The sequence below is a fragment of the Glaciimonas immobilis genome (assembly GCF_011947285.1).
Classification (GTDB): Bacteria; Pseudomonadota; Gammaproteobacteria; order Burkholderiales; family Burkholderiaceae_D; genus Glaciimonas; species Glaciimonas immobilis.
Genome location: NZ_JAAOZT010000002.1, coordinates 362,812 through 385,549, shown reverse-complemented (window position 1 = coordinate 385,549; position 22,738 = coordinate 362,812). Strand labels below are relative to the sequence as shown.

At 50.6% G+C, this 22,738-nt stretch carries 23 protein-coding genes; 19 read left to right on the top strand and 4 right to left on the bottom strand.

The window, feature by feature from the left end; genetic code table 11:
• The first annotated feature begins 33 nt into the window (after window positions 1–33).
• The 5 genes from prmB (at window position 34) to HAV38_RS03980 (ending at window position 6,088) form a co-directional block, all read left to right on the top strand.
• Complete coding sequence (prmB, locus tag HAV38_RS04000; protein ID WP_168052617.1) at window positions 34–918, top strand: 50S ribosomal protein L3 N(5)-glutamine methyltransferase; 885 nt, start codon at window positions 34–36, stop codon at window positions 916–918.
• Window positions 919–1,246: 328 nt separating this feature from the next.
• Window positions 1,247–3,250 carry an ATP-binding cassette domain-containing protein gene (locus HAV38_RS03995; protein WP_245182183.1) on the top strand — a complete coding sequence of 668 codons (2,004 nt, stop codon included), beginning with the start codon at window positions 1,247–1,249 and terminating at the stop codon, window positions 3,248–3,250.
• A complete protein-coding gene (locus HAV38_RS03990) occupies window positions 3,208–4,164 on the top strand; it encodes a Rossmann-like and DUF2520 domain-containing protein (RefSeq protein WP_168052615.1) in 957 nt (318 codons plus the stop codon). The genes HAV38_RS03995 and HAV38_RS03990 overlap by 43 nt, the downstream gene beginning before the upstream one ends.
• A 292-nt stretch (window positions 4,165–4,456) precedes the next feature.
• On the top strand, window positions 4,457–5,263 hold the full coding sequence (locus HAV38_RS03985) for a cystine ABC transporter substrate-binding protein (RefSeq protein ID WP_168052613.1): 807 nt from the start codon (window positions 4,457–4,459) through the stop codon (window positions 5,261–5,263).
• 162 nt (window positions 5,264–5,425) lie between these two features.
• Window positions 5,426–6,088 (top strand): amino acid ABC transporter permease, encoded by a 663-nt coding sequence (locus HAV38_RS03980; RefSeq protein WP_168052611.1) that lies wholly within the window; start codon window positions 5,426–5,428, stop codon window positions 6,086–6,088.
• A gap of 420 nt (window positions 6,089–6,508) precedes the next feature.
• On the opposite strand, the gene HAV38_RS03975 is transcribed toward HAV38_RS03980, so the two are convergent.
• Window positions 6,509–6,748 (bottom strand): hypothetical protein, encoded by a 240-nt coding sequence (locus tag HAV38_RS03975; RefSeq protein WP_168052609.1) that lies wholly within the window; start codon window positions 6,746–6,748, stop codon window positions 6,509–6,511.
• Between the two features lie 275 nt (window positions 6,749–7,023).
• Between HAV38_RS03975 and HAV38_RS03970 the strand changes: the two genes are divergently transcribed.
• The 14 genes from HAV38_RS03970 to HAV38_RS03905 all read left to right on the top strand — a co-directional run bounded on the left by HAV38_RS03970 (window position 7,024) and on the right by HAV38_RS03905 (window position 20,505).
• Window positions 7,024–7,875, top strand: a complete 852-nt coding sequence (locus HAV38_RS03970) for a ferritin-like domain-containing protein (RefSeq protein ID WP_168052607.1) — start codon at window positions 7,024–7,026, stop codon at window positions 7,873–7,875.
• Between the two features lie 492 nt (window positions 7,876–8,367).
• On the top strand, window positions 8,368–9,621 hold the full coding sequence (urtA, locus tag HAV38_RS03965; protein WP_168052605.1) for an urea ABC transporter substrate-binding protein: 1,254 nt from the start codon (window positions 8,368–8,370) through the stop codon (window positions 9,619–9,621).
• 202 nt (window positions 9,622–9,823) lie between these two features.
• Window positions 9,824–11,440 (top strand): urea ABC transporter permease subunit UrtB, encoded by a 1,617-nt coding sequence (gene urtB, locus HAV38_RS03960; RefSeq protein WP_168052603.1) that lies wholly within the window; start codon window positions 9,824–9,826, stop codon window positions 11,438–11,440.
• Window positions 11,437–12,627 (top strand): urea ABC transporter permease subunit UrtC, encoded by a 1,191-nt coding sequence (gene urtC, locus HAV38_RS03955; protein ID WP_168052601.1) that lies wholly within the window; start codon window positions 11,437–11,439, stop codon window positions 12,625–12,627. The genes urtB and urtC overlap by 4 nt, the downstream gene beginning before the upstream one ends.
• A complete protein-coding gene (gene urtD, locus HAV38_RS03950) occupies window positions 12,624–13,478 on the top strand; it encodes an urea ABC transporter ATP-binding protein UrtD (protein ID WP_168052599.1) in 855 nt (284 codons plus the stop codon). Before urtC ends, urtD begins: the two co-directional genes overlap by 4 nt.
• Window positions 13,479–13,576: 98 nt before the next feature.
• The gene (gene urtE, locus HAV38_RS03945; RefSeq protein WP_168052597.1) at window positions 13,577–14,275 is read left to right on the top strand and encodes an urea ABC transporter ATP-binding subunit UrtE; all 699 of its coding nucleotides are present in this window, start codon (window positions 13,577–13,579) and stop codon (window positions 14,273–14,275) included.
• Window positions 14,276–14,408: 133 nt separating this feature from the next.
• Window positions 14,409–15,236, top strand: coding sequence for an urease accessory protein UreD (locus tag HAV38_RS03940; protein ID WP_184013381.1), 828 nt, complete (start codon window positions 14,409–14,411; stop codon window positions 15,234–15,236).
• A 48-nt stretch (window positions 15,237–15,284) separates the two neighbouring features.
• Window positions 15,285–15,587, top strand: coding sequence for an urease subunit gamma (locus tag HAV38_RS03935; RefSeq protein WP_168052593.1), 303 nt, complete (start codon window positions 15,285–15,287; stop codon window positions 15,585–15,587).
• A 43-nt stretch (window positions 15,588–15,630) separates the two neighbouring features.
• Window positions 15,631–15,981, top strand: coding sequence for an urease subunit beta (locus HAV38_RS03930; RefSeq protein WP_168052591.1), 351 nt, complete (start codon window positions 15,631–15,633; stop codon window positions 15,979–15,981).
• The gene (gene ureC, locus HAV38_RS03925; protein WP_168052589.1) at window positions 15,978–17,678 is read left to right on the top strand and encodes an urease subunit alpha; all 1,701 of its coding nucleotides are present in this window, start codon (window positions 15,978–15,980) and stop codon (window positions 17,676–17,678) included. The genes HAV38_RS03930 and ureC overlap by 4 nt, the downstream gene beginning before the upstream one ends.
• 16 nt (window positions 17,679–17,694) lie before the next feature.
• Entirely contained in the window at window positions 17,695–18,216 is a 522-nt protein-coding gene (ureE, locus tag HAV38_RS03920) for an urease accessory protein UreE (protein WP_168052587.1), read from the top strand.
• A gap of 12 nt (window positions 18,217–18,228) precedes the next feature.
• Window positions 18,229–18,909 carry an urease accessory protein UreF gene (locus HAV38_RS03915; RefSeq protein WP_168052585.1) on the top strand — a complete coding sequence of 227 codons (681 nt, stop codon included), beginning with the start codon at window positions 18,229–18,231 and terminating at the stop codon, window positions 18,907–18,909.
• A gap of 39 nt (window positions 18,910–18,948) precedes the next feature.
• Window positions 18,949–19,593: an urease accessory protein UreG gene (ureG, locus tag HAV38_RS03910; RefSeq protein WP_168052583.1), complete on the top strand. Its 645-nt coding sequence runs from the start codon at window positions 18,949–18,951 to the stop codon at window positions 19,591–19,593.
• Between the two features lie 252 nt (window positions 19,594–19,845).
• Window positions 19,846–20,505, top strand: coding sequence for an HAD hydrolase-like protein (locus tag HAV38_RS03905; protein WP_168052581.1), 660 nt, complete (start codon window positions 19,846–19,848; stop codon window positions 20,503–20,505).
• 51 nt (window positions 20,506–20,556) lie between these two features.
• On the opposite strand, the gene HAV38_RS03900 is transcribed toward HAV38_RS03905, so the two are convergent.
• The 3 genes from HAV38_RS03900 to HAV38_RS03890 form a co-directional block, all read right to left on the bottom strand.
• Window positions 20,557–20,937, bottom strand: a complete 381-nt coding sequence (locus HAV38_RS03900; protein ID WP_168052579.1) for a hemagglutinin repeat-containing protein — start codon at window positions 20,935–20,937, stop codon at window positions 20,557–20,559.
• A gap of 74 nt (window positions 20,938–21,011) precedes the next feature.
• Window positions 21,012–21,368, bottom strand: a complete 357-nt coding sequence (locus tag HAV38_RS03895) for a hypothetical protein (protein WP_168052577.1) — start codon at window positions 21,366–21,368, stop codon at window positions 21,012–21,014.
• Entirely contained in the window at window positions 21,352–22,482 is a 1,131-nt protein-coding gene (locus HAV38_RS03890) for a hypothetical protein (protein ID WP_168052575.1), read from the bottom strand. The genes HAV38_RS03895 and HAV38_RS03890 overlap by 17 nt, the downstream gene beginning before the upstream one ends.
• Window positions 22,483–22,738 lie beyond the last annotated feature (256 nt).

Below are 22,738 nucleotides of genomic sequence, written 5' to 3'. Positions count from 1 at the left end.
TAGTATGTTCTTGTAACAACTATAAATCGATACATGATGCATAATACTTTTTCTACCATCCGCGATTTGCTGCGCTTTGCAGTCACTCGTTTCAATACCGAAGGGCTATTCTTCGGCCATGGCAGCAGCACCGCTCTGGACGAAGCCGCCTACCTTATCCTGCATACCTTAAAACTGCCGCTGGATAAAATCGAACCGTTTTTTGATGCGCATTTATTGCAGCATGAAATTGCCGCCGTATTGCGCGTGATCGAGCGTCGTAGTATCGACCGCGTTCCAGCCGCCTACATTACGCAGGAAGCCTGGCTCGGCGATTATCGCTTTTATGTCGATGAACGCGTCATCGTACCGCGCTCGTTTATCGCCGAATTAATTCCCGATTTCTTCTCGCCGTGGGTACAAAATCCTGCAGCGGTCACCAATATCCTGGAGCTATGTACCGGTTCTGGTTGCTTGCCGATCATGCTGGCCGATGCCTTTGGCAATGCGCATGTCGATACCGCCGATATTTCTGCTGATGCATTGGCGGTGGCGCGACGTAACGTGGACGACTACGAACTGAATGACCGGATAACGCTGATAGAATCCGATCTGTATACCAACGTCCCGAATAAAAAATATGATTTAATTATCACCAATCCACCTTACGTCAATACCGGATCAATGAACAAACTGCCAAGGGAGTATTTGGCTGAACCGCACATTGCTTTAGCGGGTGGTATGGATGGGATGGATTTAGTGCGTACAATCGTGGCTGGTGCCAAACAGCGCCTGACCAAAAATGGTGTGTTGATTGTGGAGATCGGTAACGAGCGTGCATACGCCGAAGCCGCCTTCCCAGGGATGGAAATGACATGGGTGTCGACCAGTGCTGGCGATGACATGGTATTTTTATTAACAGCCGATCAGCTCCCATAACAACAAAACGCTGCCAGAATTTAGGCGAATTGATAGAAAGCGCCTTATCATAGGCGCTTTCTTTTTTAGGGAAGCGCGCTGAAAGTAGCACGTTGGGTCGATTAGCGCTTATTCCGTTGCAAAAACGACGAAATTACAGCGTTAATAGAGGACTCACAGTGATTTACTGAAGATTCAATCAACCTTTGGTGTCTGATAATCACCTTACAGTGAATATTGACAACTGGTTCTTGAGGTTATTCTGGTTTTTATTCGAGGATTTATCCTTTAGATAACAGAATATCGCGACTTTTTGCTTCCTTTAACGCATATCAAATAAACACTTTTCATGATACGTTTTCTACAAGTTTCAATGATGCGCGGCATCAAGCCGTTGCTCGACAAAGTCGATATCACGCTCAATCCGGGTGACAAAATCGGTTTGATCGGCGCCAACGGGGCGGGCAAATCCAGCCTTTTCGGCTTATTGCGCGGCGAGCTTCACGCTGATGCCGGTGAAATCGATTTCCCGACCAAATGGCGCATGGCGTATGTCGCGCAGGAAACCCCCGCCCTTGACCGCCCGGCGCTGGAATACGCAATCGATGGCGATGTCACGCTGCGCCGCCTCGAAGAAGAACTAGCCTTTTTGGAAAGTGAACCGGAAAGCGCCGCTAACGGCACGCTGATCGGCGATCTCTACAGCGCGCTGGCTGACGCCGATGCGTACACGGTGCGCTCCCGTGCCGAGCAGTTATTGACCGGCCTTGGCTTCTCAATGGCCCAGATGCAAGAACCGGTCGCCAGCTTCTCCGGCGGCTGGCGCATGCGTTTAAATCTGGCGCAGGCGCTGATGTGTCCCTCTGATTTGTTGCTGCTCGATGAGCCGACCAACCATTTGGATCTGGACGCGATTATCTGGCTGGAAGACTGGCTCAAGCGTTACGCCGGTACGCTGATCATCATTTCACATGATCGCGATTTCCTTGACGGCGTGGTCAATGTGATCGTGCATATCGATGAACGCAAACTAAAACGCTATACCGGCAACTATTCATCGTTTGAACGTCAGCGTGCGGCGCAAATGATCCTCGCCGCCGGTGCGCTAGAAAAGCAAACCCGCCAACGCGCGCATCTGGAATCGTTTATTAGCCGCTTTAAAGCGCAGGCCAGTAAAGCCCGTCAGGCCCAAAGCCGGATGAAAGCACTTGCCAAGATGGAAGAGCTGGCACCGCTGCGCGCCGCTGCCGAATTTTCTTTTGAATTCCGCGAGCCACTGAGCGCGCCTAATCCGTTATTGACGATGGAAGACGTAAGCGCCGGTTATCGGATCGAAAGCGCAACCAGCCACGATGTCACCGAAAAGGTCATCATCGCCGGAATTAACTTTTCTCTGCAAATCGGTCAACGCATCGGCTTGCTGGGTGTCAACGGCGCCGGTAAATCTACCTTTATCAAGACCATTGCCGAAGAGCTAAAACCTCTGAGCGGTGACGCTCAGTTCGGTAAAGGCTTGTCCATTGGTTACTTCGCCCAGCACCAGGTAGAAATGTTGCGCCACGACGAGTCACCGCTGTGGCATCTGGCCAAAATCGCGCCAACTACGCGTGAGCAAGAGCTGCGCAACTTCCTTGGCAGCTTTAACTTCAATGGCCCGATGGTGACCAGTTCCATCGCCCCTTTTTCCGGCGGCGAAAAAGCCCGGCTGGCATTGGCACTGATCGTGTGGCAACGCCCTAACCTGTTGCTGCTGGATGAGCCAACCAACCATTTGGACCTCGAAACCCGCGAAGCATTAACCATGGCGCTGGCGCAGTTTGAGGGCACGCTAGTACTGGTATCGCATGATCGTCATTTGTTACGCGCTACCACCGACCAGTTCATCATCGTCGCCGATGGTAAAGTTGAGCCGTTCGACGGCGATCTGGACGACTACAAGGATTGGCTATTCAAGACCAAGCTCGCGGCCAAAAACAACGGTAAGGATACCGGACTGCCAAAAGCCAAAGAGACAGCAAAAGTTTTGAGTGCCGTAGCGCCCGCTGCCGCGCCTGTCGACAATGCAGACCGCCGCGAACAAAAGCGTCTGGACGCCGATGCCCGTCAAAAACTGGCAACGCTGAGGAAGCCGATTGAGTCGCGGATCAAACGTCTGGACGAACAGTTAGCCAAACGCAATGCCCAAAAAGCGACCGTCGATACGCATCTGGCTAATCCGGAAGTGTATGACAAAGATAAAAAGAAAGAACTCACAACACTGTTGACCGACCAGGCGTTCTACGCCAAGGAACTGGCACAACTGGAGGCGGAATGGCTGGAACAGCAGGAAGCATTGGAACAGTTGGGGAACTAGGCCAAAGTAACGATGGCGTTGATGCAGGCAATGCAGATAACGCCATCGAGACTCCTACTCTAGCCCGGCAAACCGTTAGCCATGACAGCGCCGCACGGAACCTCACCATCATTGGCTGCGGCAAGGTCGGCAAAACCTTAGGGCGACTGTTTAACGTGCATCGCACCTTCCAATTGCTGGATGTGCTAAATCGCTCGCATGACAGTGCGCGCGCCGCTTGCGCGTTCATGGGCGCTGGCAACGCCATCGCCAACTATGCAGCGTTACGTAACGCCGATATATATCTGCTGGCCGTCAGCGACGATCAAATCATTGCATGCTGCACAGCGCTTGCTGCCACTGGCAAACTTTCGGCGCGCAGTATTGTTTTCCATTGTAGTGGTGCGCTATCCTCTTTAGCGCTTTCTTCTGCGTCCGCACAAGGTGCATCCGTCGCCAGCATTCATCCGATTCGTAGCTTTGCAGACCCGCAAGCGGTCGCTGGTGACTTTGCCGGCACTTACTGCGGCAGTGAAGGAGACGCCGCTGCGCTGGCCATGCTTATCCCCGCCTTCGATACGATCGGCGCGCATTGCGTAACCATCGCACGCGAGAATAAAACGGTATATCACGCGGCGGCCGTATTTGCCTCCAACTATCTGGTGACATTAATTGATGTTGCCCGCCAGGCATATATGGAAGCTGGATTACCGGCCGAGATCGCCCTGCGCCTGATTGAACCACTGCTGTCAGAAAGCGCCGCGAACGCCTTCCGTCTTGGTCCGGCAACGGCACTCACCGGGCCGATAGCGCGAGGCGATATGGAGACCGTAAAGCGGCAATATGACGCGGTCCAATCCTGGAATCCTGACGTCGCGACGCTTTATCACGCTTTTGAAGGTTTGACATTGAAGCTAGCCCAACAAAAGAAATGATTTAAAACGCTGCTTCTACGGCAACCAACTATCCAATAACGAAACCATTCCTTCCCAAGGTCGGAAAGGAAGGCTTAAGATAGCAGATGCACTGCTTTAACAACAAGACTTCCTTAACAACAAGACTTACTGCACAGCGACTTACACGATGCTTAAAACGCAGCGCACTTTAGCCAGCCTTTCGCCAGCCTTTCGCCAGCCAAATTTGTTCCGTGCGATGCCTGTTGCATCCCGAGCGTATAAGTTTGTCGGTATAAGTCTTCACTCAACACCTCAGACCAAAAGGCCCCACATGACCACAGCAAAATTCTCCACATTAACTAAAATGGCCGCCGCACTGCTGATTTCCAGCGTGACCGTCAGCGCTTTTGCGACCGACCTTCTGGACACCATTAAAAGCCGTGGCATTTTAAAAGTGGCAATGGAAGGGAATTACCCGCCGTTCAATTTTAAAGATCCTAAAACCGGCCAGCTCACTGGCTTTGAGGTAGATGTAGCAAATTTGATCGCTGCCAAACTTGGTGTAAAAACAGAATTCACCACCACTGAGTGGAGCGGCATTCTGGCTGGCCTTGGTGCAAATAAATACGATGTCATTTTGAATCAGGTCGGCATCACCGATGAGCGTAAAAAAGCATTCGATTTTTCAGTGCCGTACACCATTTCAAGCGCGCAGCTAATCATTCGTAAAGATGAAAAGCGGAACTTCACCAGTCTGGAAGATTTAAAAGGGCTGAAACTTGGCTTGGGACAGGGTACCAACTTTGAACAAAAAGCGAAAAGCGTCCCCGGAATTGATGTCAAAACATATCCTGGTTCACCAGAATATTTATCTGATCTAGCCAATGGTCGGATTGACGCTGCGTTAAATGACAGTTTGCTAGTGGGTTATTTGCTGAAAAATACTGCATTGCCCTTGAAAGCCGGTGCGCCTATTGGCTCTATCGACAAGATCGGAATCCCGTTTCAAAAAGGCAATCCCAAGTTTCAGGCTGCGCTGGATAAGGCTATCGAAGACACCCTTAAGGATGGCAGCTTCAAGAAAGTATCTATAAAGTGGTTCGGTATTGATGTCAGTAAGCCGCCGACCGCAAAGTAAGATGGCGTAAAATTATGGCAGCAACTCCGCATATCAGCGATTGCGGGTTATGCTACCTTTTAGCGTACCTTCAGCCTCCTACTGCTTTAAAATGGTTGCCACATCAGCGACAAATATCCCCGCCCGATTTTTCGTGCGGGGATATTTTTTAATAAAGACCTTATGGAAATATTCGATTTACTGCAAATGGCGTTACCAACCTTGATCAAAGGCGTTGGCTACACCCTGATTTTTGCCGTCGCCTCCATGGTCGGTGGGTTAGTGCTAGGTTTTCCTTTGGCGGTCGCCAGGATTTTGCCTTCGCGCCTCTGCAAGTGGCCCGCGACCGTGTACGTCAGCCTGATCCGAGGCACGCCGCTGCTGGTGCAAATTTTTGTGATTTATTATGGCTTGCCCAGTATTGGCGTTAATTTCTCGCCCCTTACGGCAGGTATTCTGGCCTTAAGTCTGAATGCCTCAGCATATTTATCGGAAAGCTTGCGAGGTGCCATCATCGGCGTCGATAAAGGCCAATGGGCGGCAAGTTACAGCATCGGATTGAATTACTGGCAGACTTTGCGCTATATCGTCATACCGCAAGCGATCCGCATCGCCGTGCCATCAATGAGCAATACGTTGATCAGTTTAATTAAGGATACGTCACTGGTCTCGGTCATCACCGTGACCGAACTAATGCTGGCAACCAAGGAGGTGATCGCCGTCACCTTTCGTCCGCTACCGCTTTACCTCGCTGCTGCCGCAATTTACTGGGGTTTAAGTATTTGCTTCGAACGCGTGCAAAACCGACTTGAGAAAAAACTCGGTCAGGCGCACCGGATTAACTAAAACGGTCGTATCAAAACCCAAATTAGCAAAGCGCTCAAGTTGGCCTGACGCAGGATGAACGTGACCTGAAGCTTACCTTTTCCAGAACCGTGCGCGTTTAGTCCACGGTTACACGGTTACACGGTTAGTACGATTGGGGACACGGGTTGCGTATTATTACTTCACGATTAATTACTTCACCAGTACCTGCCGACTACTCCTTAGCCACGCTCATCTGCAGCTGGGGTTGTGGTCGGGCACCGGATCCTCATCCGGCGTTGGCCCCGGCCCCGGTATCGGCGGCTCTTCCGCGGGTTCAGGTGTTGGCGCACGGTGCGAGATACTGGTTGCTCGCAGATCAAAAAAAGCGGCATTGTTCATGCTCGTCTCCGTATATAAGCGTAAATCTACCGAAATTAGGGCCTGATCATGATTGGCTGATTATTCGTCCAACGCAACTAAATTATCGACCTCAATCCGTGCGAAATCCAAACTGCTATCGCGTGCTGCATCCCGTGTTGTGTGGATGCTTTCCGTATTAAGCCGGCTAGCGATTTCGGTATCCCCTTTGATTATTTGATACCCATCATGCCAAAGATCGTCATGCCCTTGGGTAGGCTGGGACACGATGGTATAGCCCTTGTAGTTCAAGACCTCAAACTGCTTGTCCGGTGAAAGCATTCTTACCTCTCGGTCTAATTTAGCTCAGTGTAATTATCCTAGCACGACTCAGAACTTTACGCATTTAGCGTCCAGGGCTTTGGTAGAACACAGCGTAGAGAATAACGACGCCTCGGGATTCCCAACATTCATGTTATTAAATTTGAACCAAATCCCGCAGGGTTCATCCTACTTGCATCACTGCAAGCATTATTGTTACTATAAAATTCATCATAGTAACTATAAATGTTCACACTCCTGTTTGTTGACAAGTCGACTATTTAGAAAGACCAATCATGACAACCGACCGCGAGAATGTCTCCAATGCAGGATCACATCGCGCTCCGCATTGGCGTATTGAGGACCTGGATTTTTCTGCAATCGATATCGCAAAGGTTCGCCCGGACGAAAATCTGTTCTATTTGGCGGCCTGCGCATCGTTTGTCGAAAGCGGATCAGATTTATACACGCAAAATCTCATCGCTTATTATGACGACGACCCAGAAATAACCGAGTGGCTGACCCACTATTGGGAGGTTGAAGAACTACAACACGGTAACGCACTGAAAACCTACATCGCCCATGTATGGCCGGAGTTCAATTGGCAACTTGCCTATAATAACTTCCTGGCAGAGTATTCGGGTTACTGCAAAGTCGAACTTCTGGAGCCTAGCAAAGCGCTGGAGATGGTCGCCCGCTGTGTCGTTGAAACCGGTACGGCCACCTTTTATCAAGCGCTGGCCCGCAGCACGCAAGAGCCGGTCATGCGCGATTTAGCCACGCGTATTGCCAATGACGAGGTGAACCATTACAAACATTTTTTTAGTTATTTCCGCCGCTTACGACAAAAAGAAGCGCTCAGCAGACGCCATATATTTGGGGCGCTACGGCGTCGGACGTTAGAAATGAAAACGGAAGATAGCGCCTGTGCGTTACGGCATGTATTTAAATTTCGCGAGCCTCAACACACCCACGATAACGCGCGAATGGAGGCTATTCACGCGGCCATGAACGCAACAATTCGTCAAAATCTTCGTGCACACATGACAATTAAAATGATGATGCGCCCTCTTGAACTCCCCTCAGTCGTTCAAACTTTGGTCACATATCCAGCGACACATTTTATGAATAAAGTCTTTTTGCGTTAAAGCTGGGGTTAGCGCCAAAGCGCTCAGGGGCAAACTCTGAAATCTGGGTCGGGAGGGACGCAGTTTCTTTCTCCGTCCTCCCTCCTAGTCCATCCCGGTCCTGCGGCCTCCCACAAAATAACTACCAAGCCCGATAGTTCAGTCACGCACCTCTGGCAAGCGACACTTTCTAATGCCAAACTGCGAACGCGCCCCATGCCAATGGCCTTATAGCGCTCCCCATTGGTTCAGTCTGCCACAAATTGTCGCATCAACAATTTCAATGCTTGCTTTTGGTGCGAAAATATTTCTGCTCCTCATTATGTTGCACTATAACCACCCAATAAATAGGACGACGATTTTACTATTATTAATTAAATAACTTTTTGTGCACGTAATCATTTCTTCCTCACCTTTTTACTACCCTCCGTGATTGGCATGCATCCTGCTAAGCATCCGGGTGGTTAAGATAAAAATGATCGCACTCTCATTTACGCAAAAAAGGGGATTAACATGACACGTCGCACAGTTTTAAAAGCTACAGTCCTCGGGGCGTTTGCACTCGCTGCCGCATCATGGTTGCCAGCAGCCTTTGCGGCAGATACCATCAAAGTCGGTATTTTGCATTCTTTATCCGGCACGATGGCAATCTCTGAAACATCATTAAAAGATGTCGCCTTGATGACCATCGCAGAAATCAACGCGCATGGCGGCGTGATGGGCAAGCAAATTGAAGCGGTGGTCGTTGACCCAGCGTCGAACTGGCCTTTGTTTGCTGAAAAGGCGCGTCAACTTATTTCACAAGATAAAGTATCTGTTGTGTTCGGTTGCTGGACCTCCGTATCGCGTAAATCGGTGCTGCCGGTTTTCAAAGAAACCAACAGCCTGTTGTTCTACCCGGTTCAGTACGAAGGTGAAGAATTAGAGAAAAACGTTTTCTACACCGGCGCAGCACCGAACCAGCAAGCGATTCCTGCGACAGAATATGTGATGTCCAAAGAAGGCGGCGGCGCAAAACGTTTCGTCCTGCTGGGCACCGACTATGTGTATCCACGTACAACCAACAAAATTCTGCGGGCTTTCCTGCATAGCAAAGGCGTCAAAGACACCGATATCGACGAAGTGTACACACCGTTCGGTCACTCGGATTATCAAACCATTGTTGCCAATATCAAGAAGTTTGCCGCTGGCGGCAAAACTGCTGTCATCTCAACCATCAATGGCGATTCTAACGTTCCTTTCTACAAAGAACTGGGCAATGCTGGCCTGAAAGCCACCGACGTGCCGGTCGTTGCGTTCTCGGTTGGCGAAGAAGAGTTGCGCGGCGTGGACACAAAACCACTGGTTGGTCATCTGGCCGCATGGAATTATTTTGAGTCGATCAAAAACCCAATCAATGCCGCTTTCATCAAAAAATGGAAGGCCTACGCAGCAGCGCAGAAACTACCTAACGCCGCTACGGTCGTGACGAACGATCCGATGGAAGCGACTTACGTCGGTATCTACATGTGGAAACAAGCAGTAGAAAAAGCAAAATCGACCGATACCGATAAAGTTATTGCGGCAATGAGCGGTCAAAAATTCAGCGCACCATCAGGCTATACGTTAGAAATGGACGCAACCAACCATCACTTGCACAAGCCAGTCATGATCGGCGAGATCAAAGCTGATGGTCAGTTCAACGTCGTCTATAAGACTAAAACCACCATTCGCGCACAACCTTGGAGCCCATACATCGTGGGTAACGAAGCCAAGCAAAAAATGTAATTTTGTCGCCTGGTTGTTTGAAACATGCGTCCTCTGCACATCGTTGCCGAGGACGATATCCGCAAGAGCTTATTTTTACCGCAACGATATTTTCGTTGAAATGCACTGCTTCCGACACTTCAGCTATCTACCGTCAATGACGATGCTTGACTGAGGTCTGTCAACTGCAGGCAACGCTACACCTAACTAAAAAAAGAATGCAATGACTCGGCTCAAAAAAACTCTCATGATCGGCTGGCTCTGCATTCAGTCGATGGCCGCCCAAGCTGCCATCGATCCGGCTTTACTTAAATCGCTGGCGGGTGACGATCCGGATATACGGATCGAAGCCGTCAACAAAATCGCCGCGCTGGCCAACGACGACGCAACCAGAATTCTTAACGCGCTCAATACCGACGCGCTATATGCAAGACCCAATGGCGATGTTCTGATCATTGATGACAATAAACCAGTCAATCCCGCTTTTAATCCTGCGACCGATCAATCAGGTCCGACGCCCGATGATGCGGAAGGTATTAGCGTCAATAATCGTTTGCGTGGCGTGGTGGAAGGCGCACTATCTGGTCTAAAATTATTTTCCCCAGATATCAAGCGACGCCAGACGGCAGCGACAGATTTATTGAAGAATGCTGATCCCGCGCAAATTCCACTCATCAACAAGGCGCTGCAAAAAGAGACTGACCCTGACATTCAGGCCACGTTGCATCAGGTCATCGCCACGGCTAATCTACACTCCCCAGATGCCGGATTGCGCAAGGCTGCCATCACCACTCTGGCAACCAGTACCAACGCCAGTATCAAACCGGCATTGCAACGACTGCTAGAAAAAAATCCCGACGGTAGCTTTATTGAACCGGACGAAGCCATACGAATTGAAGTCGTACGCACCCTTGCCGCATTGGATCGCCAAATCGCCACAACTGATTTCATCGGCAAAGTATTTTATGGTGTCTCGCTTGGTAGCGTCTTGTTGCTGGCAGCGCTCGGACTTGCGATCACCTTTGGTCTAATGGGCATCATCAACATGGCCCACGGCGAGATGTTAATGATCGGCGCATACACCACTTACATGTGCCAGATGCTGTTCCGCAAATTTTTACCCGGTGCTCTTGACGCCTATTTGCTGGTGGCGTTGCCCGCAGCCTTTATCGTCACCGCCGCGGTCGGTATAGCAATTGAGCGCGCAGTATTGCGCTGGTTATATGGCCGCCCTCTTGAAACCCTGCTCTGCACCTGGGGAATTAGCCTGATGTTAATGCAAACGGTTCGCACGATCTTTGGCGCTCAGAATGTCGAGGTCGCCAATCCGTCATGGATGTCCGGAGGCGTCACCGTGTTGGGCTCGTTGGTCCTCTCGTACAACCGTATTGTGATTATTTTCTTCGCGTTATTTGTCGTGTTTGCGGTCTGGCTGATCCTGAATAAAACACGGCTTGGCCTGTTCGTCAGGGCCGTGATGCAAAACCGCCGCATGGCCGCCTGCGTCGGTGTAGCCACTGACAAGATCGATATGATGACTTTTGGACTTGGTTGCGGCATCGCCGGATTAGGTGGCGTAGCGCTTTCTCAACTCGGCAATGTCGGTCCTGATCTGGGACAAAGCTATATCGTCGATTCCTTCATGGTCGTGGTATTGGGCGGCGTAGGTCAACTTGCCGGTACCGTCATCGCGGCGCTGGGTCTGGGCGAGGTAAACAAATTTCTGGAACCGGTAGCGGGTGCGGTACTGGCTAAAATCGCGATTCTGGTATTCATTATCGTGTTCATTCAAAAACGCCCACAGGGCTTGTTTGCTCTGAAAGGCCGGAGTGTCGAATGAAAATCTCTTCAATCAATCCACCGCCGCTGGTATCCGCCAACGTTACCAAAGTGGAAGCGCAACCGCAAACTAGTTTCCCCGTCTTACCTGCAAAAGCGGCGCTATTTTCTCGCCCGGCGTGGATCGGAATTGCCATATGTGGCGTAATACTGTGCTTGCTTCCCATCCTCAATTTAAGTTTTCCTGACGGCCACGTACTACATATATCAAGCTATACCGTGGCGCTGATTGCCAAGTTCATGTGTTACGCGATGGCTGCGCTGGCACTTGATCTGGTCTGGGGTTACGCGGGCATTCTCTCGCTGGGTCACGGCGTGTTTTTTGCACTGGGCGGTTATGCCCATGGCATGTATTTAATGCGGGCCATCGGGCGCGATGGCGTCTATCAAAGCAATCTGCCTGATTTTATGGTGTTCCTCGACTGGAAAACTTATCCATGGTTTTGGTCACTCACCGACAACTTCTGGTATTGCATGGCATTGGTGGTACTGGTGCCTGGTGTGCTCGCATTCGTCTTCGGTTATTTTGCGTTCCGTTCCCGCATCAAGGGTGTGTATTTTTCGATCATCACGCAAGCCATGACGTTTGCGTTCATGCTGCTGTTCTTCCGCAACAATACCGGCTTCGGTGGCAATAATGGCTTCACTGATTTCAAACGTATTCTGGGCTATTCGATTACTGCACCGTCTACCAAGGCTGTCCTATTTTTGATTACCTTCCTGTTTTTGCTGAGTACATTAGTACTGTGCCGCTGGATCGTGAACTCGCGTTTGGGTCGGGTATTGCAAGCCGTCCGTGATTCAGAATCACGCCTGATGTTCATTGGTTATAATCCGCTTTGGTTCAAGTTATTTGTATGGACGCTATCGGCCGTATTGTGCGGTATTGCAGGCGCACTCTACGTGCCACAAATCGGCATCATCAATCCTTCCGAAATGTCTCCGGCCAATTCGATTGAAATGGTGATCTGGGCAGCGGTCGGCGGACGTGGCTCACTGATAGGTCCAATTGTCGGCGCGTTCACCGTCAACGGCCTGAAGAGCTGGCTTACAGGGGCATTTCCGGAACTCTGGTTATATGCGTTGGGTTTGATATTCATACTCGTGACACTCTTCATGCCGCAAGGAATGGTTGGCGTAGCCACCAAATTAAAACAAAAATTTAGTGCCTCCAAGGAGTCTGCATGACCGAGCTCTTTAATCCCAAGCTGCCTGCTAGCACTGTCGACAACAGTCGCCATTCCGATCATGGCACGTCTTATGCCCGCCTTAAAACGGAGGGCCTGGACACCACGCACGGCGCGATTCTATATCTGGAAAACATTACCGTTTCGTTCGACGGATTCAAGGCGCTAAACAATTTGAATCTGGATATTTCCGTTGGTGAGTTACGCTGCATCATTGGTCCTAACGGCGCGGGCAAGACCACGATGATGGATGTGATTACCGGCAAAACCCGGCCAACGTCCGGCACGGCATTTTTTGGTCAGACGATAGACCTTACTCAGCGCACGGAATATGAGATTGCCCATTTAGGCATCGGTCGCAAATTTCAACGCCCGACGGTATTCGAACAGCACACAGTCTTTGAAAATCTGGAACTGTCGATGAAGATGGACAAGCGCGTCCGCGTCTCATTGTTTTCGCGCCTGACATCTGAGCAATTGGGCAAGATAGATGAGATTTTGAAGTTGATACGGCTCAATGGCCAGGAAAGCCGCATGGCCGGACTGCTGTCGCACGGTCAAAAACAATGGCTTGAAATCGGCATGTTGCTCATGCAAGAACCGCAATTAATATTGCTGGATGAGCCGGTCGCAGGAATGTCCGATGCAGAGACTGCCCGCACCGCCGAACTACTCAATGAACTACGCGGCAAACATTCTATCGTAGTGGTCGAGCATGATATGGGGTTTGTGACCGAAATCGCCCAGCAAGGCAAAGTCACGGTCTTGCATGAAGGCTCGGTATTAGCTGAAGGCAAGATGTCTGAAGTCCAGGCCGATGAGCGGGTCATCGAAGTGTATTTAGGCCGTTGAGCGGTGCCTTCCCGGACCAATAAGGCCAATTGCACTACATCTGTTCAAGCCGACAAATGGCGACAACCGTTCCAAAAAAATCCTCAGGATCAATGCATATGTTAAACGTCAACCAACTGAATCAATACTATGGTTCCTCTCACACCTTACGCGGCGTGTCGCTGAACGTAGAAAAAGGCAAATGCTTAAGTTTGCTGGGCCGTAACGGCGTCGGCAAAACCACGCTGTTGAAATGTTTGATGGGCGTATTGCCAACCGCGACCGGCAAGGTCACACTGGAAGGTCGCGACATCACCAAATTAAAGCCGCATCAACGGGCTGCCCTCGGCATCGCGTATGTACCACAAGGTCGCGAAATTTTTGCGCGCCTGACGGTAGAAGAAAACCTGTTAATGGGCATGGCGACCAAATCCGGCAAGAAGGCATCGCTGATCAAGGGCGAGGTGTACGAGCTGTTCCCGGTGCTAAAAGAGATGTTACAACGGCGCGGTGGCGATCTGTCCGGCGGTCAGCAACAGCAACTTGCCATCGCACGCGCCTTGCTGGCAGAACCAAAACTAATCATTTTGGACGAGCCGACCGAAGGTATCCAGCCATCGATCATTAAAGACATCGGGCGAGTGATCCGTCTTTTGCGCGAACGCGGGAATATCGGGATTCTGCTGTGCGAACAGTATTTTGACTTTGCCGAAGAGTTAGCCGATAACTTCATCGTGCTATCGCGGGGCGAGGTGGTCGCAGCAGGCACCCAGGCGCAAATGAACGATGCTAGCGTGAAACGACACTTGGCAGTATAGTCCGACCATGAAATTTGTTGACGTTCCAGACCTCCCCGTCCTGCTGCAAGACCCTGGCGTTGCTGTATCTGTAGCAGGCGTTACAGATACAGTAAAAACCGTCTCTTTACAGCCAGGTTCCCCCATAAAGTCTATGCCGTGGCAAGCACGACTGACGTTAGGCTTCGCCAATGATCAGGGCACTACGCGTTTGATCGAACGCAGTCACGTCGGGCCATTACGGGTACAAAAGCCGCTCTATCCAGAGCAACCGGCGGTATGTCACGCGATCATTATTCATCCGCCCGGCGGTGTCGTTGGGGGTGATCAACTCACTATTTCGGCTCAGGTTGGCCCTGCCGCGCATGCGCTGCTCACTACGCCCGGTGCGGCAAAATGGTATAAAGCCAATGGCAATATATCCCAGCAGAAAGTAACCCTATCGGTCGCAGAAGCCGCCGTGCTTGAATGGCTACCGCAAGAAACGATTTTCTTTAACCACGCTGTCGTCAAGCTCGATCATAACGTTGTCCTCGCTGCAGATGCCAGCTACATTGGCGGCGAAATCCTGTGTTTTGGACGGACCGCATCGGGCGAGTCCTTTGATAGCGGCAAGATTATGCAACGTACCAGTATCAGGCGCGGTGGCAAATTAATCTGGTTTGAACAAGGCACGCTTTGCGGCGGAACTACCGCCATGAACAGTCATTTGGGTTTAGCCAACTACACGGTGAGCGCCACGTTGATAGCGGTCGGAAAAGTATTACCTGCCAAGGTACTCAACGATTTGCGCCAGATAAGCGACCATTTGATTAAGGGCCATGCGAGAATCGGCGCAACACAAATGAAGTCCGTTTTAGTGATGCGGTTTCTCGGCCACTCCAGCGAGCTTGCCAGACAGTGGATGACGCAGGCCTGGCAACATATCAGACCGGAGTTATTGGGACGAGAGGCCGTAATTCCGCGGATTTGGAATACCTGAACTAGCCTTCAACATTCGAACACAAGACGAAAACACCGAAAGCACAAGATGGAACTGACTCCCCGAGAAAAAGACAAACTACTGATCTTCACCGCTGCGTTACTGGCAGAACGACGCAAAGCACGTGGATTGAAATTAAATTATCCCGAGGCGATTGCGTTGATTACTGCGGCCATCATGGAAGGTGCGCGCGATGGCAGGACTGTCGCTGAGTTAATGTCGGAAGGCACCAAAATTCTCAGCCGCGCCGATGTCATGGATGGCATCGCCGAGATGATTCACGATATTCAGGTTGAGGCGACTTTTCCCGACGGAACCAAGCTAGTGACAGTTCATCACCCGATTCCTTAAATCTGGCAATTGCTTCAGCCAACACACTACACTGGACACCAACATGATCCCCGGCGAAATGCTGATCGAAGACGGCGACATCGAACTCAATGTGGGCCGCAGAACCACCACCCTATCCGTCGCCAACAGCGGTGACAGGCCGATTCAGATCGGCTCGCACTACCATTTCTATGAGACCAATCCGGCATTATTATTTACCCGCGAAGATGCGTATGGCATGCGCCTTAATATTGCCGCTGGCACCGCCGTGCGCTTTGAGCCGGGCCAGAAGCGCACCGTAGAACTGGTCGCGTTGGCGGGTGAACGCATGGTGTACGGTTTTAATGGAAAAGTCATGGGTGCGCTGGATCAACCAGCTGAACCAGAGTCACCGACACAGAAAGAAGTGAAATGAGCAAAATTTCCCGTCAGGCGTATGCAGAAATGTTCGGCCCGACCACCGGCGACCGCATCCGGTTAGCAGATACCGCATTGTTCATCGAGATTGAAAAAGATTACGCGACCTACGGCGAAGAAGTTAAATTTGGCGGCGGCAAAGTCATCCGCGACGGCATGGGCCAATCGCAACGCAATCATCGCGATGTAATGGACACCGTCATTACCAACGCAGTGATCCTCGATCATTGGGGCATCGTCAAAGCCGATATCGGCCTTAAAAGCGGCAGAATCGCTGCCATCGGCAAAGCGGGCAATCCCGACATCCAGCCTGACGTCACAATGGCGATAGGCGCGGCGACCGAAATCATCGCTGGCGAAGGCATGATCGTGACCGCTGGCGGTATCGACTCGCACATTCATTTTATCTGCCCGCAACAGATTGAAGAAGCGCTAATGAGCGGCGTGACCACCATGTTGGGCGGCGGCACAGGCCCGGCGGTAGGCACTGCCGCGACCACCTGCACACCGGGACCGTGGCATTTGCACTCAATGCTTTCGGCGGCAGATGCGTTCCCCATGAATCTGGGATTTCTTGGTAAGGGTAACGTCAGTCTGCCAACGCCATTAAAAGAACAAGTACGCGCCGGTGCCATCGGTCTGAAGTTGCACGAAGATTGGGGTTCCACCCCGGCGGCCATTGATAATTGCCTGAACGTCGCGGACCGGATGGACGTACAAGTGGCGATCCATAGCGACACATTAAATGAAGGCGGCTTCCTGGAGCACACCCTTGCAGCGTTCAAGGACCGCACCATCCATACCTTTCACACCGAAGGTGCTGGTGGCGGTCATGCACCCGATATCATCGCGGCAGTCGGTCAAGGTAACGTATTGCCGTCGTCCACCAATCCGACCCGGCCCTACACTGTCAACACGCTGGACGAACATCTCGATATGCTGATGGTATGCCATCACCTCGATTCTGCGATTGCGGAAGACGTGGCGTTTGCAGAGTCACGGATTCGGCGCGAGACCATCGCCGCCGAAGATATCCTGCATGACATCGGCGCAATCAGCATGATGTCGTCCGATTCGCAGGCGATGGGCCGCGTTGGCGAGGTCATCATGCGGACCTGGCAAACTGCCCACAAAATGAAAACGCAACGCGGATCTCTGCCCGAAGACCCTAGCCGCAACGACAATTTTCGGGCCAAACGTTACATCGCCAAATACACCATTAATCCCGCTATCACCCACGGCATTTCTCATGTCGTAGGTTCCATTGAGGTCGGCAAGATCGCCGATCTGGTGTTATGGAAGCCCGCATTCTTTGGCGTTAAGCCGTCCATGATTTTAAAGAGCGGCATGATTGCTGCGGCACAAATGGGCGATCCAAACGCGTCAATACCGACACCGCAACCAGTCCATTATCGGATGATGTTTGGTGCTTACGGCGGTGGCCTCAAAACCTCGCTGACCTTTGTTTCGCAAGCGGCATACGACGATGGTATCGGTGACCTGTTGAAATTAAATAAACCGGTGGTGGCCGTAAAAAACATGCGGCATTTGCGCAAGCATCACATGATCCATAACAGTGCCACGCCACATATGGAAGTCGATCCGGAAACCTACGAAGTGCGTGCCAATGGTGAACTACTGGTATGTGAACCAGCAAGCATCCTGCCGATGGCGCAACGCTACTTTTTATTTTGATTAAATCTAATATCCCATGCTGATCCTCAATACAAAAATTGACCATGCAGCCCAGATCGATGGTGAACTGGTGCTGCCCTTTGACTTGCGTGAAAAAAGTCGCCTGCGCGCTACGCTGACCAACGGTCAGGAAGTCGGCGTCTTTACGGTGCGTGGCACCGTTCTGCGACACGGGGATTTAATGGCGGGCGTTGACGATGACGGCAGCGCTGCAGTGATAAAAATAATAGCTGCCGACGAGGCCACCTATAGGGTCGAGTGCACCTCCCCCTTCGCCTTATTGCGTTGCGCGTTCCACTTAGGTAATCGCCATACCCAGGCACAGGTTGGCGACGGCTTTTTGCGCATCAGAAAAGATGTCGTTCTACGCGAAATGCTGGAGGGACTCGGGGCGACTGTCACCGAGCAATTGGCAGCGTTTGAACCGGAATCCGGTGCCTATGGCGGCGGCCATCATCACAACGACGGACTATTGGCACCGGTCCCGCTACGTCAAAAAATTCATCGACCCGGCGACAAGCCCGAACCGACAAACTAAAGCATCACGATCATGCAAGCGACCGCCCTGCTCCATCTGTTGCAACTATCCAGCCCATCGCTGCCAATAGGCGCGTATAGCTATTCGCAAGGACTTGAATCCGCTATCGAGCAAGGCTTGGTTAAAGATCAGGTCACTGCCAAGAACTGGATCATTGACCATCTGCATCAGGTCGTCGCCTATTTTGAGGCACCGATCCTGTGGCGATTATTGCAGGCGTTCGAAAACCGCGATGCCGACGCTGTTAGTATCTGGACCGAGCGTTTTATTGCCGCACGCGATACCGCAGAGTTTCGCGCAGAGACGATACAGATGGGCTACTCGCTCGGCAAACTGGTGATTGATCTGCACATTGGCGATCCTACCTTGCTGGCGATATTGCAGGCGCAACCAGAATTGCCGTTGCCGACTGCTTTTGCTTTTGCAGCGGTGGCCTTGAAGATTCCCCCGGAAGCAGCGATGCTGGGAATGTTATTTTCCTGGTCCGAAAATCAGGTATTGGTATGCGTCAAATCCGTGCCACTCGGTCAGGTTGCTGGCCAGCGTTTGTTGCTGTCATTGCAGTCCGAGTTACAGCTCGCTGCGGAACACGCGCAACAATTGGAGGATGACAATCTTTCCAACTGGTCGCCAGGTTTATCGATACTATCGATGCAACATGAAGAACAATACAGCCGTCTATATCGCTCCTAGACCGTACCGAATTTAACTATTTTAGTAAGCGACCACCATATGACCAACGCAACCACTTCTAACGCCACACCCAACCCACTCCGCGTAGGCATCGGCGGTCCAGTAGGTTCTGGCAAGACTGCACTGTGCGAGATGTTATGCAAAAGTATGCGTGACGACTATGAGATGGCGGTCATCACCAACGACATCTACACCAAAGAAGATATGGAAATCCTGTTGCGCGCCGACGCCTTACCGGCCGAGCGCCTGATGGGTGTAGAGACCGGCGGTTGCCCGCACACCGCCATCCGTGAAGACGCTTCGATTAACTTGGAAGCCATCGCGCGCATGAGCGCTGACTTCCCTGATCTTGATCTGATTTTGCTAGAATCCGGCGGCGACAATCTCGCTGCAACTTTCAGCCCTGAATTATCAGATTTGACTATTTATGTCATCGACGTTGCCGGTGGCGAAAAAATCCCGCGTAAAGGCGGCCCTGGCATCACCCGCTCTGATCTGCTGATCATCAACAAAACCGATCTGGCCCCGTATGTAGGTGCTAATCTGGACGTGATGGCGCATGACGCAAAACGGATGCGTGGTGACCGCCCATTTCTTTTCACCAATCTGCGCAGCGGTGACGGCGTAGAAAAAGTCGTGGCTTTTATTCGCACCCAAGGCTTGCTGGACCGGGCAAAGACCTGAATCCAGCCCGCCATGCTGGCAATACGCTGGTCTACTGATCCTATCATTGTATTGCCAGCAATAAGTTACAACTTCCAAGCGCAGTGCGGCGGCGCTATTTCTGATCGCTAATCAAGAAACTGTAAGTAACTGAAGAGTAAAATTAGTTAAAAACATTTACACTTTGTTTTCACAATAACCTTGATACGAGACTATGGTAAACGCGTTAGTGAAACCTAAAATGTGCTGGGGCCGTGGGGTAGCTTGATGGGCATGCCGATACACAAACAACCTAAACTCATTATCTTTGATTTTGACGGAACGCTGGCCGATACTTTTCCATGGTTCGTTAATGTCTTTGATGAACTTGCCGATAAATTTGATTTCAAACGGCTTGATCGCGCCAATCTGGGCACAGTGCGCGAGATGAGCGCGTATCAGCTCATTATGTACCATCATGTCCCGCTATTAAACCTGCCCGCAATCGTAAAGCATGCACGTGTATTGATGCGAAGAGATATTGCTAACATTACTCTTTTTTCAGGCATGAACGAAGTGCTCCATCGCCTTGCCAAAAGCGACGTTATCCTTGCCATTGCCACCACTAACACTCATGCCAACGTGGTGCGTATTCTCACCGACGAAAATGCAGCGCTAATTGATCATTTTGAATGTGGATCATCACTTTTTGGCAAAGCAAGGAAACTCCGAAAATTGCTTGCTGCCGCGAATGTGACGGCAGGCGGCGCGATATTAATCGGCGACGAAATCCGCGATGCAGAAGCTTCCGCACAAGCGGGTATTCCTTTCGGGGCAGTAGCCTGGGGCTACAACTCCCTGCAATCTTTGCTCACGCAAGGACCCCAAGAAACATTTATGTGTGTCGAAGATTTGGCTCGAAAGCTATTGCCGCATACCGCGGGTGCCATCTGAGCTGAGCTGACGGTCAGAACGACACCTAAAGCTGGGCTTCGGTGTTTCGATTCATGTGGACGAAGAATGCCTGAATCGGCAACTCGCCAACTCGCCAACTATTTTGCCACAGAGGGACTGGGTGGCGCGGTTGCTGCTGTTTTGCTGACTTTGGCCGGTGCCGTTGTATTGTGCATCTAATCCCGCTTGCAGATTCAGGTTGCCGGCGTTGGCAGAAATTAGGCTGGTGCTGTGGCTGGTGGCGGTGCCGTCGGTGTTTTGTGCGGCGTTGGTTTTGCTGAAATTGGTAAAGCGACCGTTGACGCCACCGAGGATGCCGATACTGGTACCGCTTTGGTGGCTGTCGGTGTGCACGGTGTCAGTGTTGGCGGCGGCCAGCACATTGATGTTGCGCCCGGCGTAGATGCCGACGTCCTGCATAATCACTTGCATATACTTTTGGCGCCAGAAATTATACGCAGAAGGACTATCCGGCATGTGCTAGATATTGTATTAACTATTATTATTCAAATATTTGTGTAGCCCAAAAATTCATCAAGCAATTTCAGATTGTGTTCTACGCCTTCGGTGGTAGCTTCTAATGTAAAACGGTCCGAATTTTCATACGACCAAAAATCAGATGCTCCGAAATAGTGGGGACCTATAGCAAGCGAAACAGCACCTAACCAAAATTCTCTGTCTTGTGAAATTCCATAACGAATAACATGCTTCCTGTCAATTAAGAAATAAGTATCAAAAGCATTGCATTCAGAATCTTCGGTGTGCAAAAAATTACTTAAATGTCTATTTCCATTTTTTTGATAATAATTGAAAATGGTTTCGTCTAATAAATTGTGACTATTAATATCATTTTTTAACTGCACGATAAAACCCTCCACTTGTTTGTTGAATTTGATACCCAGCTTTTTTTAAATGAACATATTCTTGACGAGTGAAAGAATCAATCCTTGCCAAAGTTGGATCGGCCGTAAAAACAAACGTTTTCCCCTTCGCCATTTGCTGATCTAAAAACGACTTATTGATATTCCACATTTTTTCCGCTCCCAACTGCCCTTGCACTGTACCCCAATCAGACATCGAAAAATAGGTCGCGCCACGCGATTTTGCAATTGCATCGTATGAAGTATTACTGCCCGCAACGTATTTACCTAAAATGACTTCCGAAGCACCTGCGTTATGTGTGGAGCTTAAAGCCCCTTGCTCAAAAGTTTTTTTAATCACATCTGGCGATGCGCCATCTCTATAAAAATTATTTAATTGCGCCGCTGTTTTTTGCGCTGCCGCTTCCCCTGCGGTAGCAATCGCTTTCGTGCCGAACAGCTTTGCCAAGTTCGCTGTTAAATTTCCAGCCAGCTCAGGTACCGCAGCGATGCCCAGCATTTCCAGTAAGGTAGACTGATCAGCCTCTGCCAGTTTAGCCTGCGCAAGATCCTGCGCTGTCATGCTACCCAACAGCGCTGATTGCTGTGCAGTGATCTTTTGCAACTGGACAGGGTTGTCCTGATACAGCATTTTTTTCTGCTCCAGCGCATCCACAGCAGCAACAATACTATTTACCTTCGCACTACAGGCATAGGCGTTGTCGCAAGATTTCCCAGTATGTTTATGGGCAACAGCAACCCTGTCGTTCACCCATTCAGTCGGATTGGTAGCGCCATATCTGGCTTGTTGCTCCGGCGTCCACGAACCATCTGCATTGCCATTTAAAAATGGATTGGCACGTTCTGTGGCGGTGGCATCGAACACATTACCGGTTTTATTAGATGCGATAAATTGCTTGGCGGTTTCGTCGCTCTTACCACCTCTTTCCGCTGCGGTATCGACAATGGCATAGCCCGCTGACAATAAGCGTTGATAAGCATCTTCTACAGAAATACTTTCGCCTGTTGTATCTTGCAGATGCTCCCGATATTTCTTCGCATTCTGTTTGGCCCAATCGCGTTCGCTTTGATGCAGTTGCCTATTATTAGCATTCACGAAAAAATCACAAGAAAAAATGCTCCCACTACCACAAGACAATATGCGACTCTCCCAACTTGATTTTCTCCTTCATCGTAAGCAAATGGTCCAGGCAGATCCCAATTCTTAAATACTGCATGTGTCACCCATGTGACCCAAATAATTCCGCAGCCTAAAAATAATAATTCATGGTATTGATGCCTATTGAATAAAATTACCCCTTTTACCAAGCTGGCAATTCCAACCTGACTTAACAATAACCACAAGACATGGA

What these genes read in the sequence shown, in the direction of transcription:
- urtA (WP_168052605.1), top strand. Translation starts at nt 8,368, where the DNA reads ATGACACGTCGCACAGTTTTAAAAGCTACAGTCCTCGGGGCGTTTGCA.
- urtE (WP_168052597.1), top strand. Translation starts at nt 13,577, where the DNA reads ATGTTAAACGTCAACCAACTGAATCAATACTATGGTTCCTCTCACACC.
- HAV38_RS03915 (WP_168052585.1), top strand. Translation starts at nt 18,229, where the DNA reads ATGCAAGCGACCGCCCTGCTCCATCTGTTGCAACTATCCAGCCCATCG.
- HAV38_RS03900 (WP_168052579.1), bottom strand. Translation starts at nt 20,937, where the DNA reads ATGCAAGTGATTATGCAGGACGTCGGCATCTACGCCGGGCGCAACATC.
- ureG (WP_168052583.1), top strand. Translation starts at nt 18,949, where the DNA reads ATGACCAACGCAACCACTTCTAACGCCACACCCAACCCACTCCGCGTA.
- HAV38_RS03930 (WP_168052591.1), top strand. Translation starts at nt 15,631, where the DNA reads ATGATCCCCGGCGAAATGCTGATCGAAGACGGCGACATCGAACTCAAT.
- HAV38_RS03935 (WP_168052593.1), top strand. Translation starts at nt 15,285, where the DNA reads ATGGAACTGACTCCCCGAGAAAAAGACAAACTACTGATCTTCACCGCT.
- HAV38_RS03990 (WP_168052615.1), top strand. Translation starts at nt 3,208, where the DNA reads ATGGCTGGAACAGCAGGAAGCATTGGAACAGTTGGGGAACTAGGCCAA.
- ureC (WP_168052589.1), top strand. Translation starts at nt 15,978, where the DNA reads ATGAGCAAAATTTCCCGTCAGGCGTATGCAGAAATGTTCGGCCCGACC.
- HAV38_RS03985 (WP_168052613.1), top strand. Translation starts at nt 4,457, where the DNA reads ATGACCACAGCAAAATTCTCCACATTAACTAAAATGGCCGCCGCACTG.
- prmB (WP_168052617.1), top strand. Translation starts at nt 34, where the DNA reads ATGATGCATAATACTTTTTCTACCATCCGCGATTTGCTGCGCTTTGCA.
- HAV38_RS03970 (WP_168052607.1), top strand. Translation starts at nt 7,024, where the DNA reads ATGACAACCGACCGCGAGAATGTCTCCAATGCAGGATCACATCGCGCT.
- ureE (WP_168052587.1), top strand. Translation starts at nt 17,695, where the DNA reads ATGCTGATCCTCAATACAAAAATTGACCATGCAGCCCAGATCGATGGT.
- HAV38_RS03940 (WP_184013381.1), top strand. Translation starts at nt 14,409, where the DNA reads ATGCCGTGGCAAGCACGACTGACGTTAGGCTTCGCCAATGATCAGGGC.
- urtC (WP_168052601.1), top strand. Translation starts at nt 11,437, where the DNA reads ATGAAAATCTCTTCAATCAATCCACCGCCGCTGGTATCCGCCAACGTT.
- urtB (WP_168052603.1), top strand. Translation starts at nt 9,824, where the DNA reads ATGACTCGGCTCAAAAAAACTCTCATGATCGGCTGGCTCTGCATTCAG.
- HAV38_RS03995 (WP_245182183.1), top strand. Translation starts at nt 1,247, where the DNA reads ATGATACGTTTTCTACAAGTTTCAATGATGCGCGGCATCAAGCCGTTG.
- urtD (WP_168052599.1), top strand. Translation starts at nt 12,624, where the DNA reads ATGACCGAGCTCTTTAATCCCAAGCTGCCTGCTAGCACTGTCGACAAC.
- HAV38_RS03905 (WP_168052581.1), top strand. Translation starts at nt 19,846, where the DNA reads ATGCCGATACACAAACAACCTAAACTCATTATCTTTGATTTTGACGGA.
- HAV38_RS03975 (WP_168052609.1), bottom strand. Translation starts at nt 6,748, where the DNA reads ATGCTTTCACCGGACAAGCAGTTTGAGGTCTTGAACTACAAGGGCTAT.
- HAV38_RS03980 (WP_168052611.1), top strand. Translation starts at nt 5,426, where the DNA reads ATGGAAATATTCGATTTACTGCAAATGGCGTTACCAACCTTGATCAAA.